This window comes from Clostridium perfringens, from assembly GCF_016027375.1.
Classification (GTDB): Bacteria; Bacillota; Clostridia; order Clostridiales; family Clostridiaceae; genus Sarcina; species Sarcina perfringens.
In genome coordinates this window covers 2,779,056-2,801,456 of the sequence record NZ_CP065681.1, presented here as the reverse complement: position 1 = coordinate 2,801,456, position 22,401 = coordinate 2,779,056, and the positions used below count along the sequence as shown (strand labels likewise).

The window sequence follows — 22,401 nt, the reverse complement described above, 5'->3', positions numbered from 1 at the left end:
CTAACTATCAAAATAAAATAGATAAAAATAATTGGTGTTAATTAGGAGGAGATATTTATGTTAAAAGTAATAGCAGCATGTGGAAATGGAATGGGATCAAGTCAAATTATAAAAATGAAAATAGAGAAGATATTTAAAAAGTTAAATATTCCTGTATCAATTCATCATACAAGTATAGGAGCAGCAAAAACAGAAGCTTCAAGTTATGATGTAGTATTCTGTTCAGATGCATTAAAAGGAAATTTCGATAAAGCAAAGGCTTCAGGAACTATCGTTATAGGACTTAAAAACCTTTTATCAGAAAAAGAAATTGAAGAAAAGATTGTAGAAAATATAGTAAACAAATAAATATAAAAGTTATGATATAGTACTTATTTCTTAGAGTGTTAAGAGATAGGTACTATGTTATAAATAAGACTTTATTTTAATTATTTATAATCTAGGAGGAATATAAGATGAAAATAGAAAAGAAGTTTTTAACTGACTTACATAGATGTTATGCAACAAGTAGTACTGTTATTGATGGAGATAGAAAAATACTTATAGCAACTGAAGGAGAAGGTCCTTGCTTCATGTATGAGGGAGATGATTTTAAACAATCAACTGTTTGGGATGGCCCAGGAGGAACAATGTCTATAATTCCTATCCCAGGAAAAAATGGAGATTTTCTAGCAGTTCAAAGATTTTTCCCTACATTTCAATCAGAAGATGCTGAGATAGTATGGGGAAGATATGAAAATGGAAAGTGGGAAATAAAAACATTATTTAAGCTACCATATTTACATCGTTTCGATATTTTAGAAGCTAATGGAAAGTTATATTTTTTAGGAGCAGTTTTATGTAATAGTAAGCAATTTAAAGATGATTGGAGCGATCCAGGTAAGATATATGTAGGAGAAATTCCAGAAGATTTAAATAAACCTATTGAGCTTAAGGTTATAAAAGAAGGATTAACTAAAAATCATGGATATTGTAGAGCATATCATAATGGAAAAATGGTTGGTTTAGTAACATCTCAAGAAGGAGTATTTAGAGTAACACCACCTCAAAGTGATGATGAGGAATGGAATGTTGAAAAAATAATGGATAGACCTACAAGTGATGTAGCTGTTGTAGATATAGATGAAGATGGTGAAGATGAATTAGTTACTATTGAAGAATTCCATGGTAAACATTTTAGAATAAATAAAAAGTATGGAGATGAATATAAAATTATTTATGAGTATCCAAAAGAAATGGATTTTGGACATGTTGTTTGGGGTGGCAAGCTAAGAGGAGTTCCAACTATAATAGGTGGTTATAGAAGATGCGATAAGGATTTATTTTATATTCAATGTACTGATAAAGAAAAATTAGAGTTTGAAACTGTAGTTATTGAGTCTGGGGTTGGACCAAGTAATGTTGCCGTTTTAAATGAAGATGATAGAGATATAATAATATCTGCAAATAGAGAGTTAGGACAAGCTGCCTTATATATTGTTACTGATTAATAGAAGATAATAAGTTTGTCTTACTTTGTTAACTAATAAGAGAGCTTTATTTTAAAGTTTATTAAGTGAATTAATATTAAATACTTAAGAATAAATTTTGTTATAAGGGTTATTAAGAGTCTAAGGAGGATCTTTTATATGTTAGAGAACTTAAAAAAAGAAGTTTACGAAGCTAATATGCTTCTTCCAAAATATAATTTAGTAACTTTTACATGGGGGAATGTTTCTGCCATAGATAGAGAAAAAGGACTTGTTGTAATTAAACCATCAGGAGTTGAGTATGACACAATGAAACCAGAAGATATGGTTGTGGTTGATTTAGAGGGAAATATTGTTGAAGGGAAATATAAACCTTCATCAGATACAGATACTCACTTGAAACTTTACAAGGAGTTTAAGAATATAGGAGGAATAGTTCATACACATTCTAGATGGGCAACAATATTTGCTCAAGCAGGAAGAGGAATAAAGCCATATGGAACAACTCAGGCAGATTATTTTGCAGATGAAATCCCTTGTACAAGAGATATGACTAGAGAAGAGATTGAAGGAAATTATGAATATAATACAGGGGTTGTAATTGTTGAAAGATTCAAAGACATGAATCCAGAGAATATTCCAGCAGTACTTGTTAAAAATCATGGTCCATTTACTTGGGGAAAGGATGCTAAAGATGCTGTTCATAATGCTGTTGTTCTAGAAGAAGTGGCAATGATGGCATATAACACAGAAATATTAGCAAATAAAAATGTAGATAGTATGTCTGATGACTTATTAAATAAACACTTTTCAAGAAAGCATGGTCCAAATGCTTACTATGGACAAACAGGAGCTTAAGAAAAGGAGCGGATTAAAATGAAGGAATATTTTATTGGATTATATGAGAAAGCTATGCCTAATACACTTACTTGGAGAGAAAAGCTTCAATGTGCAAAAGAGAATAATTTTGATTTTTTAGAGGTTAGCATAGATGAAACTGATGAAAAATTAAAAAGACTTGATATGACAAAAGAAGAAAGACAGGTTTTAGTAGACCTTATGTATGAAGTTGGTCTTCCAATAAGAACCATGTGTCTTAGTGGACATAGAAAATATCCTATAGGAAGTGCAGATGAAACAACTAGAAATCGTGGTATGAGAATAATGGAGAAGGCCATAGAGCTAGCTGATGATTTAGGAATTAGGATAATTCAATTAGCAGGGTATGATGTTTACTATGAAGAGGGTAGTGAAGAAACAAGAAAATTATTTTATGAAAATCTAAAAAAATCTGTTGAAATGGCTGCTAGATCAGGAATAATTTTAGCTTTTGAAACTATGGAGACTGAGTTTATGAACACAGTTGAAAAAGCCATGAATTATGTTAAAAAGATTGATTCACCATATTTAGGGGTTTATCCTGACTGTGGAAATATAACTAATGCCGCTACTAAATATAATAAAAATGTTATTGAAGATTTAAGAAGTGGTAAAGGTCATATAATGGCTGTTCATCTTAAGGAAACAAAACCAGGTAAGTTTAGAGAAATTCCATTTGGAACTGGACATGTTGATTTTGAAAGTATAATAAAAGAATCATATAATATGGGAGTAAGAAGATTTGTTACTGAGTTCTGGTACACAGGTACTGGTGACTACAGAGTTGAGATAAAGAATTCAAGAAAATTTATAGAGGAAAAATTTAATAAAGCCTTAGAAAAGTAAAATTAAAGGGGCTTTTATAAAAATAACTTTTTATAAAACTTACAAACAGTATTAAGGGAAATTAGTAATTCTCAGAATATGTTTGTAAGTTTTATTATTATATTTTTATATAGCCCGCTTTTACTATATGTTTAATTCTTGTATAGCAGCTCTAATTTTATCCTTATTAAGGGCTGAAAGATAAGACTCTCTTTTAGTTAAGGCTTTATCGAAAGATTCTAAAGCTCCTTTAGTGTCTCCTTCATCTCTTAGGATTAAGCCATAATAATAATATGGCTCTGGTATTCCAGGATCTTCGTCTAAAAGTTTAGTATATACTTCCTTAGCCTTTTCTATATTTCCAGTGAAGTAATAAGATTGAGCTAAGTTATCCATTATAACTTTGTTATCTTGATCATATTCATAAGCTAAAAGGTTATATTCTAAGGCTTCTTCATATCTTTTATCTAATATTAAGAAATAACCTAAAGTCTCATAAACAGTTGTGTGTTCATATTGTGTATGAAGATTTTTTAAGTTTTCAATAGCCTTTTTTAAATCACCATTTTTCCAAGTTATAAGAGAATCTGTCATTGTATAAGAAGCTCTTAATCTCTCTGGTAGTTTATCATAATCAATAGCACTTAGAAGCTTAGTGGCTTCTTCTAAATTTCCTAAGTAAAGAGTAAGGTATGCATATTGAAGTCTTATGCTATCACTAGCATTTTTATATGTACAAGCTTTTTTATAAAGTTCTAGAGCTTTTTCTCTTTCACCATTTCTAAAGGAAACATTACCTTTGTAAGCTAAAATATAAGGCTTTTTCTTATTATATTTGTATAAAGCATAGATTACTACAACAATTAGTGCAAAAACATATTGCTTCATCATTACTAATACAAATGCTAATATTAAAGCAATTATAAAGTCATAAGCTATATTCATTTTTTACGCCTCCAGTAAATATAAAATATTGCAATTATATTATAAGAATAATTTTAATGGAATTTTATTCTTAATACAACTTTACTTAATTATATTTACAAAAAAATTATTTTAATTTAACAGTAAAATAAAAGAGGGTTGTACCAAAACAAAAATCAATAAAACTTATGAAAAATATAAAGAAAATATATTTATAAGTTTTAAATATAAGTTTTGATACAACCTTTTTTCTTTAAAAAGCAAAAAACTCTATTAAGGATAGTTTTTTGCTTTAACTTTCTATATTTATTTTTGTATTTTATAAAACATTATTTATTAAAATTATCCTAAATATGCACCAATATGATTAATCATAGGTGGGTTTTTATATTTAGTAAATGAAATTTTAATTTTATCAGTTTTGATATTATTAAGTTTTGCTATATGTCTATATCCAATAGAAGTACCATTATAAAGTTCAAACCAACCATTGTTATATGCATAAACTTTAAATTCTTCTACATTTTGACCTTCAGCAATCCACTCTCTAATTTCTAAAATATTAAATTCAGTGATAGTTTTAAAATCTATCTCTATATAAGGGTTAACAGCATTTTCATTAGCTATCCAATAAGATTTTTTGTAGTCATCAATTAAATTATAGCTATCGCTAGAAGATGAATTTGTAGCTAATATAGAAGAACCCTTAATAAGGTTATTAGAAAAAGTTTCTTTTATATATTTAGAAAAATCAGAAAGTAAGCTTAATTCCTTATGATTTAATAATCCATCTGTATTAGGAGATAAAACTAATACCAAGTTTGTATTTCTTCCTAATGAATTATTATACACATGTTTTAAATTTGATAATGAATCTTTATTATGGTTTAAGCAGTCAGATAGGGAGTAAATACTTTCTCCAACAATCCAAGTGTCTCCATAAATATTTCCTTTTCTAATTTCTTCATTGTTAAAATCTTCTTTTAAAAGATTTAAATTTATAGAAGAGTAGAAATAGTTTTTAGATGACTCTATATCAGAATAATATGTCCAACGTACATCTGGTCCAATAGGGCTAGATATGATACATTTAGGATTTATTTCTTTAACTACTTTAAAGTATCTTTCAAAATCAAGGGAGTCATAATATTCATCTAAAGAGGTCATATCCATAATAACTTCACTTATTTGTGAATAATTAGTCATAAGTTCTTTTAATTGAGACGCGTAGTAATTATCATATTCTTCAGGAGTTAAGTTTAAAGTGAGATAATCTTTTAAAGTAAGATGAATACCAAATTTAAGTCCAAACTTTTTACAAGATTTACTAACTTTTTTTACTAAATCATCATAATTATTCTCTAAAGAAAAAGTATTTATATTAACTTTTGAACAATTGCTTTGCCATAAACAAACACCATTATTAAGCTTAGCAGTTAAAATAACTTTCTTAAATCCAAATTTAAATAAATTTTCTATCCATATATCTGTGTTAAATGAAGTCTCTTGTTTTAATAAAGAAGGAGCTTCATCATTATTTTCAGAATTAGCTGTAAATGTATTCAATTGAAGGTCTAAAAAAGCTATTAGTTCATCTTCTTGGTATTTTCTTTGTTCTTTAGTTGGAGTTAGGTTTGCTAGAGTTGTATTCATTATCTCTCCTCCTTAAAAATAAAGCGTTTATTAAATTATAATACTAAAATTAAACATAAACAACCATATTAGTAAAAATATTGAAATTTAATTTAGTTTAAAAATTTTTAAAGAATAAAGTGAAGAAGAGTGAATTAAATTTCCTTAGTATTTTAAGTAGTATAAATTAATTTTAAAATACTTAAATAAAATTTATATTTATATAAGTTAAATTTATTTTTTATTAGAAGGTTAATTTAAGAGAAGATAAAAAAATAGAGATGGAATAAAATCCATCTCTATATGTAAAAATTAATGACAGCTTGAGCAAGAAGAGCATCCGCCTTCGCTTTCTTTAACTGGTTTTAATGATAATCCTCTACCACCATTTTCATCTGAAGAAAGCAGAGTGAATCCTTCAAAATCTTTAACAAGTTCTTTATCAACGAAGAATGTTATATCTTCAATTTTAACAACTTCATCATTATCTGATTGTTCATCCAGAACAATATTAAATACTGGGCCGCCTCAGCCAACTCCTGCTAGATTTATTCTTATGTCAAATTTTTCTACGCCGTTTTCTTGTAGAAAAGATTTGAACTCAGTATAAGCTTCATTGCTCATTTTAACAACTGACATATCTATTTCCTCCTAAATTTTAATTTAAAGCAAAATTGCCTTATATAGTTTATTATTAATATATTTTAAAATAATATCACACTAAAATAGAAATATTATAATTAGTGACAGCTACCACAGCTACCACAGTTTCCACTACAACCGCCACCTTCATAGTCGCTCATTAATGGATCAAGAGTTAATCCTTCTCCAAAGTTTTCTTCATCAGAAAGTATTGAGAAACCTAAAAATACATCGATTAAAGAAGAATCAATAACAAAAGTTAAGTCTTTTATTACTTCAACCTCATCACCTTCATTTTTTTCTCCTGCAGTTACATAAAACATAGGGCCCATAGGTCCGTTCCCACCAAAGTTTATTCTAATAACATCACTATCTATATCATTTGATTTTAGGAACTCTTTAAATTCAATATAAGCATCATCGCTCATTGCTACCTTTTTCATTTGATCACCTACTTAATTTCAATTAATTAATAATTAATATTAATTGATTAAATTATATAATTTTAAACAAAATAAATCAAGACTATTTTAGTAGGAATTTAAAATGGAAATTTCTATTTTATATATAAATAGTAAAAAGTAGAAAATAATTATGATATTTTTGTAATAATATAAAATTTTTTATAAAAAATTTGTTGAGAAGTTTCTTACATCAAATTAAAATAAAAGAGTTAAATTTGTTTTATATTATTAATGATTTAAATCATAAAACTATATTTATATATATAAAGTGATATTGTGTTAAAATATATATTAATAAAATAAATTGTTTTCTGAGAAGGTTAGAAAGGAAAAAGTATGATACCATATAACATAGATTATTGTGAGGAAAAAATAAAAGAATATAAAGAAAAAATAAAAGAGAGCAAAAAGGGTAACTTTACTATTAAGTATAGTGAAGGAAAAGAATTTGATGGCTATTTATATGAGCATAAGCAGATATTAAAAGAAAGTCCTATAGAACTATATGAAGGAGAAAAGCTTTGGATGAGAATTTCACCACAGGAGATTCAAGGAGCTTTTGAAAGTATAAAGAGAGCAAAGGGTAAGGTAGGGGTTCTAGGCTTAGGATTAGGATACTTTGTTCAGGAAATAGTAAAAAGGGATCAAGTAAGAGAAATAGTTGTCTATGAAATGAGTGAAGAAATAATTGACTTATACTTAGAAAACTTTGGAGAAAATCCTAAGATAAGAATAGTAAAAGGAGATGGGTTTAAAGCTAAGAGAGAAAACTTTGACTTTTTCTATGTGGATATATATGAATATAAATTAACTACTAAAGTTGTTGAAGATTATGTTAAATTAACAAAACTTCATGATATTGTAGAGTATAGCTTTTTTGGAGTGGAATCATTTATATTAAGTTGTCCAACTAGTGAAATAATATGGGTTTATATATTAGAAGAGTGGATGGATATGTCAAAGGACTTATTTACAAGATTTAATCACAGTGAGTATATTGAATATTTTTCACCTATGGAGGAGAATAAGGTGTTAGAGGTACTTAAAGAATTTGGGAAAGTTCTTTAAACTTTATTACTAATTCGTAAAAATAGATATTTTAAATTTATTTTATTTATTAATTGATTTACTAATTAGGTAGAAATTTTAAATTCTTAACTTTAAACTTAGGTTATAATATGATTTATTATTAAATTATTATCTTATATTAATTGTAATAAGGATTTTAATTTATGAAACATGTTATAACCTTTTTGTATTTAAATTTTAACTTTCTCAATTATAATAGAATATATAATTTAGACTAATATAGAAATTTTAGCTTATAGTAGTTATTTTATTTAATTAAGGAAAGAATAATGCTTTGTTTTCCATGATTTGGCAAGGCGTCCTTAAAGGTATAGGGTTTTAAAAACATATAATATACATTAATAAATTATAAGATTTTAGTAGAGTTAAAAAAAATCTATGATATGTCAAAAAAATCTATAATTTATTTTTTGAAAACCTATACAAAAAATGATATAATTAGTTCATAATAGAAATATAAGAAAAATAATAAGAAGAGGTGAGTTTAGTATGGCACATAAAAAGGTGGCAAAAATAATAGCAACTGCTATAGTAGTAAATAACCTCTCCAGTAGCGTAGTTTTAGGCAAAGAAGTAAATTTAATAGAGAAAAACAAAGATAATTCAGTTATAAATCAAAGTATAAGTCATAGTAAAAGATATAATAATATTTTTAGAATAGAAAAAACAGTAGGGGATACAGAAGAATTCTTAAAAATAATAAATGATGGGAACTTAGAAGAGATAAAATTATCAAGGGACATTGACCTTAGCAATTTAATTTCTAGTGGAGTAGATATTAAGAGTTCAAATGTTGTAATAGATGGTCAAGGATATAGTATCTATGTTCCTAAATTAGCTGAAAATCTTAATAGAGATTTTTTTACACTACAGGGAGATGGAATTGTGCTAAAAAATTTAAATATAGTATGTAAGGATGATGATGAAACTTTAAATAATAAGAATAACCTTATTACTATATCAGGAGATGACATAACTTTAGAAAATGTTTTCATAGAGTCTAACTTTAATAGAGCAGTAAACATTTTAGAGGGAAATAATATTCATATTAATGATTGTAAAATAGTAAATAATCAAGAAAAGGGTAATGGATTAAAGGTTGAAAATGGAGTAGTAACCTTAAATAATCTTGATTTACAAAATAAATCTGGAGTTGGACTTGACATTTTAGGAAAAGATTCAAAGGTTTATTTAAAAGGAGATATAAAAATAAATTCTCCAATTGAAATAAGGGGGCAATTTAGAGATGGTGGAATTTTAAATTGTGATAATAATCAGTTAATCCACGAAAAAAGAGTCTTTGGATATACTTATTATAATGTTGCAAAGGAAACAGAGTTAGTTAGAAATAAAGATGAGTTTTTAGAAGCAATAGATAATAATATAGTTAAAAATATAAAATTAATGGACAATATTGATTTAAGAGGACATGAATCAGAATATTATAAAGTTTTTGAAAAAGAAATAAAGGTTGATAAAAATAATTATCATATAACAATGTAAAGTTTAAAGGTATCTAAACGGAGTCAAATCTCAGCGTTTAGATACCTTTTATAGTATAATATATAATTTGTTATTTAAAAGTGTTAATTATTAAGATTAGTATTAACTTTTAATCAATTAAAAAATTTGCAACGTTAATATTATATTACTTAACAACTATATTTACAAGTCTACCTTTTATAACTATTACTTTTACAACTGTTTTTCCTTCTGTTGAAGCTATGATTTTCTCATCAGCTAAAGCAGCGGCTTTTATTCCTTCTTCATCTAAATCAGAAGAAACCATTATTTTGTTTTTGATTTTTCCGTTAACTTGTATAGCTATTTCAACTTCGTCTTTAACTAAAGCTTTAGGGTCAAATTTTGGCCATGCTTCATTGAAGATTGAGTATGAATTTCCAAGTAAGCTCCATTGTTCTTCACTGAAGTGAGGTGCAAATGGTGCTAATAATCTTAAATAATCAGAAACTACATCTTTTAAGAAATCAAGATTCATTTCTTTCTCTTGAGTATATTTAGATAAAGCATTTATGAATTCCATCATTCTAGCTATTGCTGTATTAAATTGAAGTTTATCTGTATCATCTGTAACAGATTTTATAGTATTGTGTCTCCAATAGTTAAGCTCTTTTTCAGCCTTATCCATTGTAGTTTTATTATTTTCACCTTTTGAGATTGCTTCTCTAGCAGTATCTATAATTCTTTCAATTCTTTCAACGAATCTATTTACAGATTTGATTCCATCATCACTCCAAGCTCCACCTTCAGTGTAAGCAAAACCAAACATTAGGTACATTCTAAATACATCTGCACCATATTCTTTTATATAATCATCAGGAGATATTGTATTTCCTTTTGATTTACTCATTTTTAATCCGTCTGGTCCTAAGATTAATCCTTGGTGAGTTAATGAAGTAAATGGTTCATCAAAGTTTAGGTATCCCATATCTCTTAGGGCTTTAGTTATGAATCTTGCGTAAAGAAGATGCATACAAGCATGTTCAGGTCCACCAACGTATTTATCAACTGGTAACATTTTGTTGATTAATTCAGGATTAAATGGAGCCTCAGTATTTTTATTATCAGGATATCTTAAGTAATACCATGATGAACATACGAAAGTATCTAAAGTATCAGTTTCTCTCTTAGCTGGTTTTCCACAGTGAGGGCAAGTTGTATTAACAAATGCTTCGCTCTTAGCTAGTGGAGATTTTCCATCTGGAGCAAATTCAACATCATATGGTAATTCAACTGGTAATTGACTTTCAGGTACAGGAACTATACCACATTCTTCACAGTAAACTACAGGAATTGGAGCTCCCCAGTATCTTTGTCTTGAAACTAACCAGTCTCTTAATCTAAAGTTAACTTTCTTTTCTCCAAGACCCATTGAAGCTAGTTTTTCAACTATTTTTTCTTTAGCTTCATCTGTAGTTAATCCATCAAATTCACCTGAGTTAACTAATATACCGTGCTCGCAGAATGGAAGGTTAGTTTCACTACCATCTTTAGCTTCTATAACTCTATTTATTGGAAGGTTGAATTTTTCAGCAAAAGCAAAATCTCTTTCATCATGAGCAGGAACAGCCATAACAGCTCCAGTTCCGTAAGTTGCTAGAACGTAGTCTCCAACCCATATAGGAACTTCTTTACCTGTTAATGGATGAATAGCATATGCACCAGTGAATACACCCGTTTTTTCTCTTGAAATAGATTGTCTTTCTATATCAGATTGTTTTTTAGCTTCTTCTTTATAATTTTCAACAGCTTCTTTTTGTTCAGCTGAAACTATTTCGTCTACTAATGGATTTTCAGGAGCTAAAACAACATAGCTAACTCCGCATAAAGTATCAACTCTTGTTGTGAATACATCAAAGTTTAAATCGCTATCTTTAACTTTAAAGTTAACTTGAGAACCAGTTGATCTTCCTATCCAGTGTTTTTGCATAGAAACTGTTTTTTCTGGCCAATCTAAATCATCTAATTTATCTAATAATTCATCAGCATAATCAGTTATTTTAAAGAACCATTGAGTAAGATCTTTTTTAGTAACTTCTGTTGAACATCTTTCACAAGCTCCATCAACTACTTGCTCATTAGCAAGAACTGTTTGACATGATGGACACCAGTTTACAGGAGCTTTTTTTCTATAAGCTAATCCTTTTTCGTATAATTTTAGGAATAGCCATTGAGTCCATTTATAATATTCAGGTGAGCAAGTTACAACTTCGTTTTCCCAGTTAAACATAGCTCCCATAGCTTTTAATTGTTCTTCCATTTTAGCTATATTTTTTATTGTAGAATCTTGAGGATGTATTCCTGTTTTTATAGCAAAGTTTTCAGCAGGTAAACCGAAAGCATCAAATCCCATTGGTTGGAATACATTATATCCTTGCATTCTTTTAAATCTAGCCCATGAATCAACTGGTCCATAGTTAAACCAGTGACCTGCATGTAATTGGCTACCTGAAGGGTATGAAAACATTTCTAAAACGTAAAGTTTCTCTCCTTCTTTATTTGGATCAAATTTATAAAGGCCTGATTCAGCCCATTTTTCTTGCCATTTCTTATCTATGGCAGTACTATAGTTACCCATTAACTAATCCTCCTCTAAGTCTATATAATTAATATTATTTGCTAGAATCAAATAAAAACAAATAAAAAAACCTTCCATCTCTTAAAATTTAAGAGACGAAAGGATATTCGCGGTACCACTCTTATTAGGAAAATTTCTTTTCCTCACTCGATTTTATAACGGGTTTTTCCCGTATGTGCTTTTTTTCACACATATGCTCATAGGCAAGTTCATATTTTCATACCATTGTGTCACAGCAAACCACAACTCTCTTTAGGCTATGAGGTAATATTACTACTCCTAATCAAAGCTTTTAATGATTCAGTTTTTATATATTATATATCAAAAGTTTAAAATAAGTCAATTAAAGTTTCTAATAAATACCTAGGATGAAAAAAATATAATTACAAAAAATAAGGTTGAACAAGTTTCAATAAAAAATAGAAAGAGGTAATTATTCATGGGAAAAAAATTAAAATCAGCAACAAATAATCAATGGGTATCAACAACTGTAGATCCTAACATGGTTCCTGCAAAGGATAGACAGCCTAAAACTGCAGGAGATAATCAATGGACATCAACTTCTAAAAATCCAATGAAATAGTAAAAATATGGGCTTAGTTTAGAAAATTATTTTTTCTAAATTAAGTCCATATTTTATTAATACAATGATTAAAAATTAACTTTTAATAAGTAATTAAAATTTAAAAGGAAAAATTAAATTAGGATTTTTACAGGGGGAGGGGATGCTAAGTAGATTATTAGGAGGACTATTTGTTGCATGAATTTTGAGTTTATTTAACTTTGACAAGATGGTTATAAATTCTATATATGAAGTTTGTGATATAGAAACATCAAAAGATTTTTATTATGTTATTTTTGCTTTAATAGGATTAATAAGTTATCTTTTAAAATATTGATATTTTTACATTGGTGAGATATGGGAGGGATTAAGTGTTAGGTGGATTATTATGGGGTCTATTAATTGCTTGGATATTAAGTATATTTAATTTTAATTATATGTTTATAAATGCGGTATATGAACTTTTGAGATTAAAAATATCAACTGATGTGTATTATGTGGTATTTGCATTATTGGGATTAATATATGGTATTATAAATAAGGATACTTAAATATTACAAAACAAAGGATTAGTTAAGGAGAAACTTTAGGAATGAAAAAATATTTTAGTTTAGGAATTTTAATTCTTTATGGAATAGTTCTAGGTGGGATAGTAGGAGCTGTTAGTTGGCTCTTTTTGTATGTTGTTAGTTCAGGAATACATTTTATGTGGAATGAACTACCAGGAAAGTTTAATTTACCATACTGGACAATATTAGTATGTAGTATTGGTGGAATTTTAGTAGGATTATGTCAAAAATATTTAGGGGAATATCCAAAACTTATGCCAGAAATTATGGCAGAATTTAAAGAAACTAAGAGAGTAGATTACAAAAATGTTCCAAAGGCTTGTGTATCTGCTTTAATTACACTATTTTTTGGAGCTAGTTTAGGACCTGAAGCTGCTCTTGTTAATATTATAGGCGGACTTTCTACTTTAGTTGGAGATTTTTTAAAGTGGATTGTTAAGGATAAAGAGTTAGAAAAGTATGATAGTTTAGTAACAGAATTTAGTATGGAAGCTACGATAGGACTTATATTTCATGCACCATTAATAGGATTAACTCCATTGATAGAAGATGATGATTCAAGTGTAAGAAAGAATATTAAAACAATAGTTTATTCAATGACAACGGCTGCTGGATTTGGTGTTTTAATATTATTATCACAAATTGACAATAGACCATCTTTTATAGTTCATTTTGGAAGTTTTAATCTCGGAATGAGTGAAATAATATCAATAATTCCACTAATAATTTGTGGAATTTTAATGGCATTACTATATGGTGGGTATGGGAAAATTCTACATAAGATTTTTTTACCTTTAAAAAATTATAAAATAATAAGGGCATTAATTGGAGGCATAATTTTGGGAATAGTGGGAACATGGTTACCATATACACTATTTTCAGGAGAGCATGAAGTAAAAGTGTTAGTTAAAGAATGGAGTAGTTTATCAATAGGAATTCTTATATTAATTAGTTTGGTGAAATTATTCTTAACAGAGGTGTGCCTATCTACTGGATGGAGAGGTGGACATATATTCCCAGTAGTATTTTCAGGAGTTTCAATGGGATATGCTCTTTCAGCAATATTCTCAATTGATCCAGTTGTCACAGTTACTATAGTTACAACCGCATTTACAAGTTCAGTTTTAAGGAATGCTGTAGTTACTTTACTTTTATTAGTTTTATTTTTCCCAAGCTCCTTAATATGGATTATGTTAATAGCTGCATTTTTATCAGCTTATGTCTTAAAAAGATGGGATTCAAGAGGAAATAAAGAAGAGAGTGTTAAAAAAGTTATCTAAATTTTATAATAAATATTAAATTTAAAGGCTATGTTTTAATTAAAACATAGCTTAAATTTTTTTATTTCTTTAAAATTTACTTTGAGTTTTTAGCTTATTTATTAGCTTTTCATATATTGGAATCATATGAGGTTCACTGCAATATTTACTTATTTCATTAAAAGGAATCCACATAACACCACTATTTTCATCCTCTTTAAGCATAAGAGTTTCATCTTCTGAGCATTCTATTAAATAAGTAAGATTTAAATGAAGATGGGATGAAACATATTTTCCTCTTTTTATGTGGCCATTTACTGTTAACACATCTAATGCAAAAGCTTTATCTAAAAGAGGAGTAGGATTTTTAACTCCAGTTTCTTCTTTTAATTCTTTTATTGCAACTTTTAGTTGATCTTTTTCATTATCTGAATGACCACCAGTCCATGCCCAAGAATTATATATGTTATGATGAATCATTAAAAATTTATTTCTTTCTTTATTTACAGCAAAGGCTGAGCTAGTTAAATGAGCAATTGTATTATCTCTTGTTAAAATATCATGAAAATCATTTAAGCATCTTAAAAATAGTTCTTTATCCCTTTCTTCCTGTTCGTTAAAAGGAATATAATTTTTTATATCTTCAATATAATTCACCTTAAACACCACCTAAGTTTTTTTATTTAAATTATACATGAAAATAAAAAAATAAGCTTAAATAATAAAGAGTAAATTTCTTATTGTTAAGAAAAATTTAAATGAAAATTGGAAAATTATTTTCTTTTTTCTTTTTGTAGGATATAATCATATTACTGAGAATAAATATTTATTATTTTTAGTACTTTATCAATTAGAATCCAAAATTTTTTATATAAATAAAAAAACCACACAAACACTATAATTAATTATCTTTAAAGAACTAATGAAAGAGTTAAGGAGATGATTTAAATGGAAAAAGACATAAAAATTAATGAGGGTTTAATTTCAACTTGTAATGATGATTATTTAAATGCTGTGTCTTTAGTAAAAGAAAAATTAAATATATACTTAGAGGAACCTAAAGTGTTTTCAAATGAATATGTTTTAGGAACACCAGGGTTTAAAGACAATTTAAGAGATAATTTAAAGAGAGCATTGGCAATAATTTTTGATTTTGTTGCAGTTTATAAAAAATACGAAGTAAATGAAAACATAAAAAACATCTTAGAAAAGGCTAGAAATATTTATGCTATCTTAGAAGAAGCACAAGGAAATATTAATGAGGATGTTTTAAAATCATTAAAAGAAATTAGAGCAATAGAATTTAAATAATTTTTATGGAAAGGTTAGTAACATTAAAAGTTGCTAGCCTTTTTTTATATAGAAAATTATTTTGAGATTTATATTGTAGACTTAAATATTAAAAAAGGTTGTCAATAATAGGCATAAAAAATATAATCAAGGAGAGTATTAATTAAAGAAAAGTAATTTTAATATGAATAATAGAAATAAATTAGGGGGCTAGTTAAATGTCGGTTAAAGAGTCAGTACTTAAGATTCTAGAAGAAAATAGGGAGAGAAGTATATCAGGAGAAGAATTGGCTAAACATTTATCAGTTTCTAGGGCAGCTATATGGAAGGCTATAAAATCCTTAAGGGGAGAGGGCTACAATATTTCTGCTGTTACCAATAGAGGATATCAATTAACAAAGGATAATGACTTAATATCAGCAGAGGGAATAAAAATATTTTTAAATCCTAAATACCGTGAAAACTATATAAGGGTGTATAAAACTATAGATTCAACTAATCAAGAAGCTAAGAAGCTTTTAATGGATAATGATATACCACATGGAACCATATTAATTGCAGAGGAACAAACAGCAGGTAGGGGGAGATTTCAAAGAAAGTTCTTTTCACCTTCTAACAAAGGGATATATATGAGTGTTATTTTAAGACCTAACATAGAACTTTCAAAGGCCATACATATAACAACCTCAGCAGCCATATCTGTTTGTAGGGCAATAGAAACATTAACTAAAAAAAGACCTAAAATAAAGTGGGTTAATGATATATTTTTAGATGATAAAAAAATTTGCGGCATATTAACAGAGGCAACAGGAAACTTTGAGAGTGGAAGAGTTGAGAATGTTGTTGTTGGAATTGGGGTAAATTTTAAAACTGATTCAAAGGATTTCCCTGAAGATATAAAAAATATTGCAGGATCAATATTTGGAGGAGAAAAGCCAACTATTACTAGAAATCAGTTAGTTGCTGAGATTTTAAATGAACTTTTTGAATTATGTGAAAATCTAGAGGATAAAAGCATAATGACAGAGTATAGAATTTTATCTTTAGTATTAGGAAAAGAAGTAAGTTTTTTAAAGAACAATAAGCTGAATAAAGGATTGGCTATTGATATTACTGATGAGGGAGCTTTAGTTGTTAAGTATGAAAATGGTGAAATAGAATACTTAAATTCAGGTGAAGTATCAGTAAAAACATTAAATAAGTAATTTTTAATAATTAAGGAAGAGTGTTAGAAGCAATTATTTTTAAATGTTTCTAACACTTTTTAATTTTATGATTTTAGCTTAAAAATACAGTGTTAACAAAAAGTTACAAAATATGCTACAATATGAATGAAATGTTAATAGGAGGTAGTATATAAATGTTAAAAGAAATTATTTTCGGAATTTCTTCTATAAAGGGCCCTACATGGCTTAAAGAATTCAATGAGAATAATAAACAATTAGAAGATTTAAAAATTCTTAGTGGAAAAGTTTATAGTGAGAAAAAGAAATTAATAGATAGAGATATTATGTACTTAACTTATGGTATTGAGGGAGAAAAAAATGTTAGTTATGAAATAAAAAATTCCTATATACCAATGTTAGCTTTACATGATATTAGGATAGAGGATGGGGAATCAGTTGCCCAAATGGATTATATTCTAATAACTAAAAGTTTTATTTTAGTCTTAGAAACTAAGGCCTTAAGTGGAGATATAACTGTAAATGAGTCAGGAGAATTTATAAGATATTTTAAAAATAAAGAAGGAAAAGTTTATAGAAAAGAAGGAATATATAGTCCAGTAGCTCAAAATGAAAGACATGTTAGAGTATTAACTGATTATTTAAAGAAAAATAAAATGATAAAAAAATACCCTATATATTCTTGTGTAGTAATTGCAAACTCTAAAAGTGTAATAAATAAGTATAAAGCACCAAAGGAAATAAAATCACAAATTATAAAATATGATCAATTAACATCTTTTATAAAAGAGAAATTAAACTATCATAAGATAAAGCAAGATTTTAAGGTTTTAGATAAAGTAGAATATTCAATAGGTAAATTTTTATTAGAAAATAATAAACCTATAGAGTTTGATTATTATAAAAAATACTCCTTAAGTGAAGAGGATTTTATAAAAAAAGAGTCAGAAGTGTACAGTGAAGAAAAATCAAACAATGATAATTTTAATGATGAGGTTTTATTTAATAGAGATAATAAATCTTATGAAGGTAAAATATTAAGTAATAAAAATAAAGAAGAACTGAGGAGAAAACTTAAACAATTAAGAATAAATTTTGCAATAAAAGAAAAACTTCCTCCTTATTGCATTTTTAATGATGAGACTCTAAATGATCTTTTAGATAAAATGCCAAAGAATAAAGAAGAGCTTATGAAAGTTAAGGGATTGGCTAAGGTGAAGGTCAATAAATATGGGGAAGAAATATTAGGAGTTTTAAATTAAAATGGAATTTTTAAAGAAGCATGAGTTATGGTTATTAATAATTAATGTTATTTTGTTTCTTGCAATAACTTCAGTACAGTCTCAAATAAATAAAATAATATTTTTTATAATATTTCTTTTGAATAATATTCTTATTTATTTAGTACAAAAAAATAATTCAAATAAATAGGTTTCATGTTAATGGGTTAAAAGAAAAATTTTAGTCGTTTTTACTTAGTCTTTTATATGTTATAATTGGATAATATTCAATATAATAAGGGGGAGTAAGTATGCCTTTTACCCTAGCGCATCCAGCAGCTGTGGTTTTTTTAAAGAATAAAAAGTTTAATTTTACAGCTTTAATTTTAGGGAGTATGGCTCCAGATTTTATATATTTTCTTAATTTTAGACCTTATGGAAATTTAGGACACCAAATATTAGGCTTTTTTATATTAAATTTGCCTTTATGTATTTTATTAGCGTATATTTTTCATAACTTTATAAAATCTCCACTTATAAGTCATTTGCCGAGACCTTTAGATAACTGGTATGGTTACTTAAGAACAGAACAATTTGGCTTGCATTCATGGAAAGAAGTAATTGTTTTCATATATTCGGCTTTATTAGGAATGATTACCCATGTTTTGTGGGATGGATTTACTCATAAAACTGGATTCTTTGTGCGTCATATCACTTGGCTTAGACAAAAAATTATACTATTTGGTGGAGAAGAAATTTATATATATAAGTTAGTTCAACATACAAGTACTGTTATTGGAATAATTATAGTGTTATTTTTCTTATATAAACTTAGGGATAGTAATACTAGAATTTTGTGGGGACATAAAAGTTTTAAGGATAAGTTTATATATGATTTAATAGTTATAATAACTGCAATAATAGTTTTAGTTTTAAGTTACATAATATTTAAATACTTAAGTATTCCTTATGGGATTGGAAATTTTGTAGTTTCAAGTATAAATGGAATTTTTATTGGAATTTTAATTGCTTCCTTTAAAAAATAATTTGTAAAAAGATATATTTTTATTAGTTTATTCTTTAGGTTTAGACTAAAAATAAGGAATAGTATTATCTCCATAGATTAGGTGGATTTAAAGTCTAAATGATATATTAATTTTAATTGTAAAGTTCACTTACTATTCTTTAAAATGGTATAATATAGCTATTAAGGATGAATTGAAAGGGAAGAAACTATGGATAGAATGCTTTTATTACAAAATATATTGGAAGCATTAGTGTTTGTTATATCAACAATTCTATTTGCTGTTTTATATGGATTAATTGATAAAAAAATAAGGTTAACTGATAAAATGTTTGGAGCTTTTAAAATAGAGCCTAAGTGGGAATGGATTATCCACATAGTTATAGCTTTAATTTTAATTGTGTTAGTTCATTATTTTGGAGTTTATATATTTAAGATATGGAACTTAGCAACTGTATTTATAACAGGTGCTATTGCTGGAATTTGTATATATAACATGAATAGAAATAATTTTTAAAAATAATTTTAAATAAGTAAAAAGTAACAGGTTAGAGAGATTAAACCTGTTATTTTTTTATAGAAAATTAAGTTTTTCTATAAAAAAATTCTTAATAAAAGTAATAAGTTGTAAATGTAAGAATAAAGAAAATATATTAACAAAATGTTAATAATACAACTTTCAATTAAGAATATGGATGATTTACACATTTGTTAATAGGGGGATTTTAAAATATAATTTTTACTAAAGATGGAGGTGAATTTTATGGCGGGAGAACAAAGAGTGAGAGATGTATATATTCAATATGATAAAAATGGAGAAACACCTAAATATGAAACACCATTAGCCGCAGGAGCAGACCTTTTTGCAGCAGAGGATATGGTTATAAGACCTTTTGAAAAGGTTGCAATTCCACTAGGGTTAAAGTTTGCAATTCCTGATAATATGGAGCTTCAAATTAGGGCTAGAAGTGGACTTTCTTTAAGAACAAACTTAAAAATTTCAAACTCAATAGGAACTATTGATGCTGATTCAGTTAGTGATATATCAGTAATTTTAGAAAATAATTATAATATAGCCAATCTTCCTTATGAGATAGCTAATGATATAAGTATATTAGATGATTTAAAAAATAATTATACTGAAGTAAGATTAAGCGACTATTTAGAATCTAAAGGACATGATATAAGTTCTTATGAGGATGAAGGAAAAAAAGCTTATAAAAAGTTATTAAAAACATATATTTATTTAGATAAGAACGGAAATCCATATGGAACTATATACATAAAAAAAGGAAATAGAATTGCTCAGATGGTTTTAGCAAAATATTATAAAGCTAATTTTATAAAAACAGATGATGTTTCTAAACTTAAAAGTGTAAATAGAGGCGGTGGATTTTGTCATACAGGCTTTTAAAATTCCATTGTTTTGTAGAGAAAACTTAAATTATAATATATAAATCGGAATAGTTAGGAAAGTTTTAGAATGAGATAGGAACTTATTCTAAAGCTTTTTTAATTTCTACTTATATTTTACTTGGTTTTAATTTAGTATATTTTTTATATTTAGCTTAAATAATTATTAAGTATATTATTACTTATTTTTATAAATTTACTTGAAATTGAAAAAAATTGATAGTATAATTTAAAAAAAGTGAATATTTAATCGTAAGTGCTAGGGGTGCATTTTATATGCTGAGAGGATAATATCTATCTAACCCTTAAAACCTGATGTAGTTAGTACTACCGTAGGGAAGCATAAACTGTTGTTTATTTATATTTATACTTTAAAAAGTTATAAATGTATCTATATAAGTGTTTATTAAGCTTGCCTTATGGCAAGCTTTTATTTTTTATAAAAAAATAGGATCCTATATTAATTTAACTGCGCAGTTAAAAAATTAAAATAAGGAGAACTAATATGAATTATACAACTCAAATGGATGCTGCTAAAAAAGGAATAATAACAAAGGAAATGCAAGTAGTTTCAGAAAAAGAAGGAATTAATATTGAAACTTTAATGAATTTAATGGCTGAAGGAAAAATTGTAATACCAGCTAATAAAAATCATAAAAGTATAAGTGCAGAAGGTGTTGGACAAGGGTTAAGAACTAAAATAAATGTTAACCTAGGAATTTCAAAGGACTGTGCCAATATAGAATTAGAGTTAGAAAAAGTTAAAAAAGCAATAGATATGAATGCAGAATCTATAATGGATTTAAGTAATTATGGTAAAACTTATGATTTTAGAAAAAGACTTGTAGAAGTTTCTACGGCTATGATAGGAACTGTACCAATGTATGATGTAGTAGGTTTCTATGATAAAGAGCTTAAAGATATAACTGTTGATGAATTTTTTGAAGTTGTAGAAAAACATGCAAAGGATGGAGTTGACTTTGTTACTATACATGCTGGATTAAATAGAGAAACAATTGAAACTTTTAGAAGAAATAAAAGACTTACTAATATAGTTTCTAGAGGAGGATCTCTTCTTTTTGCATGGATGGAATTAAATAATAGAGAAAATCCTTTCTATGAATATTTTGATAGATTATTAGATATATGTGAAAAGTATGATTTAACTTTAAGTTTAGGGGATGCTTGTAGACCAGGTTCAATAGCTGATGCAACTGATGCTGTACAAATCAAAGAATTAATTACTCTTGGAGAGCTAACAAAAAGAGCTTGGGAAAGAAATGTACAAGTAATAATAGAGGGTCCAGGGCATATGGCAATGAATGAAATAGAAGCTAATGTTTTATTAGAGAAAAAATTATGCCATGGAGCACCATTTTATGTTTTAGGACCAATAGTAACTGATATTGCACCAGGATATGATCATATAACAAGTGCTATAGGAGGGGCTATGGCAGCTTCTTATGGAGCAGATTTTCTTTGTTATGTAACACCAGCAGAACATTTAAGACTTCCTAATTTAGAGGATGTAAGGGAAGGAATAGTTGCCACAAAGATAGCGGCTCATGCAGCTGACATAGCAAAAGGAATTTCTGGGGCAAGGGACATAGATAATAAAATGAGTGATGCTAGGAAAAGACTAGATTGGGACGAGATGTTTTCTTTAGCTATAGATAGTGAAAAAGCCATTAGATATAGAAAAGAATCTACTCCTGAACATAAAGATAGTTGTACAATGTGTGGAAAAATGTGCTCTATAAGAAATATGAATAAGATTCTAGAAGGAAAGGATATAAATCTTTTAAGAGAAGACTAAAAATATTAGAGATATATTAAAAAATATTATTCGAGACTTTT

Annotated in this window: 22 protein-coding genes, 1 riboswitch and 1 other annotated feature; of the genes, 16 read left to right on the top strand and 6 right to left on the bottom strand. The window is 27.2% G+C overall.

Annotated features, from left to right (window positions below; translation table 11 throughout):
* The first annotated feature begins 57 nt into the window (after window positions 1–57).
* The 4 genes from I6G60_RS13115 (at window position 58) to I6G60_RS13100 (ending at window position 3,194) form a co-directional block, all read left to right on the top strand.
* On the top strand, window positions 58–348 hold the full coding sequence (locus tag I6G60_RS13115) for a PTS sugar transporter subunit IIB (protein ID WP_003457096.1): 291 nt from the start codon (window positions 58–60) through the stop codon (window positions 346–348).
* 107 nt (window positions 349–455) lie between these two features.
* Window positions 456–1,490, top strand: a complete 1,035-nt coding sequence (locus I6G60_RS13110; protein WP_003457100.1) for a hypothetical protein — start codon at window positions 456–458, stop codon at window positions 1,488–1,490.
* A 138-nt stretch (window positions 1,491–1,628) separates the two neighbouring features.
* Window positions 1,629–2,327, top strand: a complete 699-nt coding sequence (gene araD, locus I6G60_RS13105) for an L-ribulose-5-phosphate 4-epimerase (RefSeq protein ID WP_003456978.1) — start codon at window positions 1,629–1,631, stop codon at window positions 2,325–2,327.
* A gap of 18 nt (window positions 2,328–2,345) precedes the next feature.
* Entirely contained in the window at window positions 2,346–3,194 is an 849-nt protein-coding gene (locus tag I6G60_RS13100; RefSeq protein WP_003456954.1) for an L-ribulose-5-phosphate 3-epimerase, read from the top strand.
* Between the two features lie 123 nt (window positions 3,195–3,317).
* Here the strand turns inward: I6G60_RS13100 and I6G60_RS13095 are convergent, their stop codons facing one another.
* The 4 genes from I6G60_RS13095 to I6G60_RS13080 all read right to left on the bottom strand — a co-directional run bounded on the left by I6G60_RS13095 (window position 3,318) and on the right by I6G60_RS13080 (window position 6,814).
* A complete protein-coding gene (locus I6G60_RS13095) occupies window positions 3,318–4,118 on the bottom strand; it encodes a tetratricopeptide repeat protein (RefSeq protein ID WP_003457085.1) in 801 nt (266 codons plus the stop codon).
* Between the two features lie 321 nt (window positions 4,119–4,439).
* Window positions 4,440–5,750: an alpha-L-fucosidase gene (locus tag I6G60_RS13090; RefSeq protein ID WP_096071634.1), complete on the bottom strand. Its 1,311-nt coding sequence runs from the start codon at window positions 5,748–5,750 to the stop codon at window positions 4,440–4,442.
* A gap of 291 nt (window positions 5,751–6,041) precedes the next feature.
* Window positions 6,042–6,368 carry a HesB-like protein gene (locus tag I6G60_RS13085; protein WP_011590297.1) on the bottom strand — a complete coding sequence of 109 codons (327 nt, stop codon included), beginning with the start codon at window positions 6,366–6,368 and terminating at the stop codon, window positions 6,042–6,044.
* 101 nt (window positions 6,369–6,469) lie between these two features.
* Window positions 6,470–6,814 (bottom strand): HesB-like protein, encoded by a 345-nt coding sequence (locus I6G60_RS13080; protein WP_003453095.1) that lies wholly within the window; start codon window positions 6,812–6,814, stop codon window positions 6,470–6,472.
* A 357-nt stretch (window positions 6,815–7,171) separates the two neighbouring features.
* Here I6G60_RS13080 and I6G60_RS13075 point away from each other — a divergent pair, with 357 nt between their 5' ends.
* Window positions 7,172–7,903, top strand: coding sequence for a hypothetical protein (locus I6G60_RS13075; protein WP_078233402.1), 732 nt, complete (start codon window positions 7,172–7,174; stop codon window positions 7,901–7,903).
* 510 nt (window positions 7,904–8,413) lie between these two features.
* Complete coding sequence (locus tag I6G60_RS13070) at window positions 8,414–9,427, top strand: pectate lyase-like adhesive domain-containing protein (RefSeq protein WP_003457081.1); 1,014 nt, start codon at window positions 8,414–8,416, stop codon at window positions 9,425–9,427.
* A gap of 145 nt (window positions 9,428–9,572) precedes the next feature.
* On the opposite strand, the gene leuS is transcribed toward I6G60_RS13070, so the two are convergent.
* Window positions 9,573–12,023, bottom strand: coding sequence for a leucine--tRNA ligase (leuS, locus tag I6G60_RS13065; RefSeq protein ID WP_003457020.1), 2,451 nt, complete (start codon window positions 12,021–12,023; stop codon window positions 9,573–9,575).
* Window positions 12,024–12,111: 88 nt separating this feature from the next.
* Window positions 12,112–12,319 (bottom strand) — a binding site (T-box leader).
* A gap of 143 nt (window positions 12,320–12,462) precedes the next feature.
* Between leuS and I6G60_RS13060 the strand changes: the two genes are divergently transcribed.
* The 3 genes from I6G60_RS13060 (at window position 12,463) to I6G60_RS13050 (ending at window position 14,434) form a co-directional block, all read left to right on the top strand.
* Complete coding sequence (locus I6G60_RS13060) at window positions 12,463–12,606, top strand: hypothetical protein (protein WP_003453032.1); 144 nt, start codon at window positions 12,463–12,465, stop codon at window positions 12,604–12,606.
* A 350-nt stretch (window positions 12,607–12,956) separates the two neighbouring features.
* A complete protein-coding gene (locus I6G60_RS13055; RefSeq protein ID WP_003480376.1) occupies window positions 12,957–13,136 on the top strand; it encodes a hypothetical protein in 180 nt (59 codons plus the stop codon).
* A gap of 41 nt (window positions 13,137–13,177) precedes the next feature.
* Window positions 13,178–14,434, top strand: a complete 1,257-nt coding sequence (locus tag I6G60_RS13050; protein ID WP_111744064.1) for a chloride channel protein — start codon at window positions 13,178–13,180, stop codon at window positions 14,432–14,434.
* Window positions 14,435–14,503: 69 nt separating this feature from the next.
* On the opposite strand, the gene I6G60_RS13045 is transcribed toward I6G60_RS13050, so the two are convergent.
* Window positions 14,504–15,070: an NUDIX hydrolase gene (locus tag I6G60_RS13045; RefSeq protein WP_003456967.1), complete on the bottom strand. Its 567-nt coding sequence runs from the start codon at window positions 15,068–15,070 to the stop codon at window positions 14,504–14,506.
* A 291-nt stretch (window positions 15,071–15,361) separates the two neighbouring features.
* Here I6G60_RS13045 and I6G60_RS13040 point away from each other — a divergent pair, with 291 nt between their 5' ends.
* From I6G60_RS13040 to thiC, 7 genes are all read left to right on the top strand, one after another.
* Window positions 15,362–15,724: a hypothetical protein gene (locus tag I6G60_RS13040; protein ID WP_003456924.1), complete on the top strand. Its 363-nt coding sequence runs from the start codon at window positions 15,362–15,364 to the stop codon at window positions 15,722–15,724.
* A gap of 197 nt (window positions 15,725–15,921) precedes the next feature.
* Window positions 15,922–16,908 carry a biotin--[acetyl-CoA-carboxylase] ligase gene (locus I6G60_RS13035; protein ID WP_003468427.1) on the top strand — a complete coding sequence of 329 codons (987 nt, stop codon included), beginning with the start codon at window positions 15,922–15,924 and terminating at the stop codon, window positions 16,906–16,908.
* Between the two features lie 155 nt (window positions 16,909–17,063).
* Window positions 17,064–18,149 carry an NERD domain-containing protein gene (locus tag I6G60_RS13030; RefSeq protein ID WP_078233405.1) on the top strand — a complete coding sequence of 362 codons (1,086 nt, stop codon included), beginning with the start codon at window positions 17,064–17,066 and terminating at the stop codon, window positions 18,147–18,149.
* A gap of 269 nt (window positions 18,150–18,418) precedes the next feature.
* Window positions 18,419–19,153, top strand: a complete 735-nt coding sequence (locus I6G60_RS13025; protein ID WP_003456936.1) for a DUF4184 family protein — start codon at window positions 18,419–18,421, stop codon at window positions 19,151–19,153.
* Between the two features lie 189 nt (window positions 19,154–19,342).
* Window positions 19,343–19,648, top strand: coding sequence for a hypothetical protein (locus I6G60_RS13020; protein WP_003457108.1), 306 nt, complete (start codon window positions 19,343–19,345; stop codon window positions 19,646–19,648).
* Window positions 19,649–19,894: 246 nt separating this feature from the next.
* Window positions 19,895–20,545 (top strand): dUTP diphosphatase, encoded by a 651-nt coding sequence (locus I6G60_RS13015; RefSeq protein ID WP_197925418.1) that lies wholly within the window; start codon window positions 19,895–19,897, stop codon window positions 20,543–20,545.
* A 250-nt stretch (window positions 20,546–20,795) separates the two neighbouring features.
* Window positions 20,796–20,900: riboswitch (TPP riboswitch) on the top strand.
* Between the two features lie 149 nt (window positions 20,901–21,049).
* Window positions 21,050–22,360 carry a phosphomethylpyrimidine synthase ThiC gene (thiC, locus tag I6G60_RS13010; protein ID WP_003456962.1) on the top strand — a complete coding sequence of 437 codons (1,311 nt, stop codon included), beginning with the start codon at window positions 21,050–21,052 and terminating at the stop codon, window positions 22,358–22,360.
* The last annotated feature ends 41 nt before the right edge of the window (window positions 22,361–22,401 follow it).

Bases quoted from the DNA above. Each gene is read 5' to 3' on its own strand.
- I6G60_RS13115 (WP_003457096.1), top strand. From the start codon at position 58: ATGTTAAAAGTAATAGCAGCATGTGGAAATGGAATGGGATCAAGTCAA.
- I6G60_RS13110 (WP_003457100.1), top strand. From the start codon at position 456: ATGAAAATAGAAAAGAAGTTTTTAACTGACTTACATAGATGTTATGCA.
- araD (WP_003456978.1), top strand. From the start codon at position 1,629: ATGTTAGAGAACTTAAAAAAAGAAGTTTACGAAGCTAATATGCTTCTT.
- I6G60_RS13100 (WP_003456954.1), top strand. From the start codon at position 2,346: ATGAAGGAATATTTTATTGGATTATATGAGAAAGCTATGCCTAATACA.
- I6G60_RS13095 (WP_003457085.1), bottom strand. From the start codon at position 4,118: ATGAATATAGCTTATGACTTTATAATTGCTTTAATATTAGCATTTGTA.
- I6G60_RS13090 (WP_096071634.1), bottom strand. From the start codon at position 5,750: ATGAATACAACTCTAGCAAACCTAACTCCAACTAAAGAACAAAGAAAA.
- I6G60_RS13080 (WP_003453095.1), bottom strand. From the start codon at position 6,814: ATGAAAAAGGTAGCAATGAGCGATGATGCTTATATTGAATTTAAAGAG.
- I6G60_RS13075 (WP_078233402.1), top strand. From the start codon at position 7,172: ATGATACCATATAACATAGATTATTGTGAGGAAAAAATAAAAGAATAT.
- I6G60_RS13070 (WP_003457081.1), top strand. From the start codon at position 8,414: ATGGCACATAAAAAGGTGGCAAAAATAATAGCAACTGCTATAGTAGTA.
- leuS (WP_003457020.1), bottom strand. From the start codon at position 12,023: ATGGGTAACTATAGTACTGCCATAGATAAGAAATGGCAAGAAAAATGG.
- I6G60_RS13060 (WP_003453032.1), top strand. From the start codon at position 12,463: ATGGGAAAAAAATTAAAATCAGCAACAAATAATCAATGGGTATCAACA.
- I6G60_RS13050 (WP_111744064.1), top strand. From the start codon at position 13,178: ATGAAAAAATATTTTAGTTTAGGAATTTTAATTCTTTATGGAATAGTT.
- I6G60_RS13040 (WP_003456924.1), top strand. From the start codon at position 15,362: ATGGAAAAAGACATAAAAATTAATGAGGGTTTAATTTCAACTTGTAAT.
- I6G60_RS13035 (WP_003468427.1), top strand. From the start codon at position 15,922: ATGTCGGTTAAAGAGTCAGTACTTAAGATTCTAGAAGAAAATAGGGAG.
- I6G60_RS13030 (WP_078233405.1), top strand. From the start codon at position 17,064: ATGTTAAAAGAAATTATTTTCGGAATTTCTTCTATAAAGGGCCCTACA.
- I6G60_RS13025 (WP_003456936.1), top strand. From the start codon at position 18,419: ATGCCTTTTACCCTAGCGCATCCAGCAGCTGTGGTTTTTTTAAAGAAT.
- I6G60_RS13020 (WP_003457108.1), top strand. From the start codon at position 19,343: ATGGATAGAATGCTTTTATTACAAAATATATTGGAAGCATTAGTGTTT.
- I6G60_RS13015 (WP_197925418.1), top strand. From the start codon at position 19,895: ATGGCGGGAGAACAAAGAGTGAGAGATGTATATATTCAATATGATAAA.
- thiC (WP_003456962.1), top strand. From the start codon at position 21,050: ATGAATTATACAACTCAAATGGATGCTGCTAAAAAAGGAATAATAACA.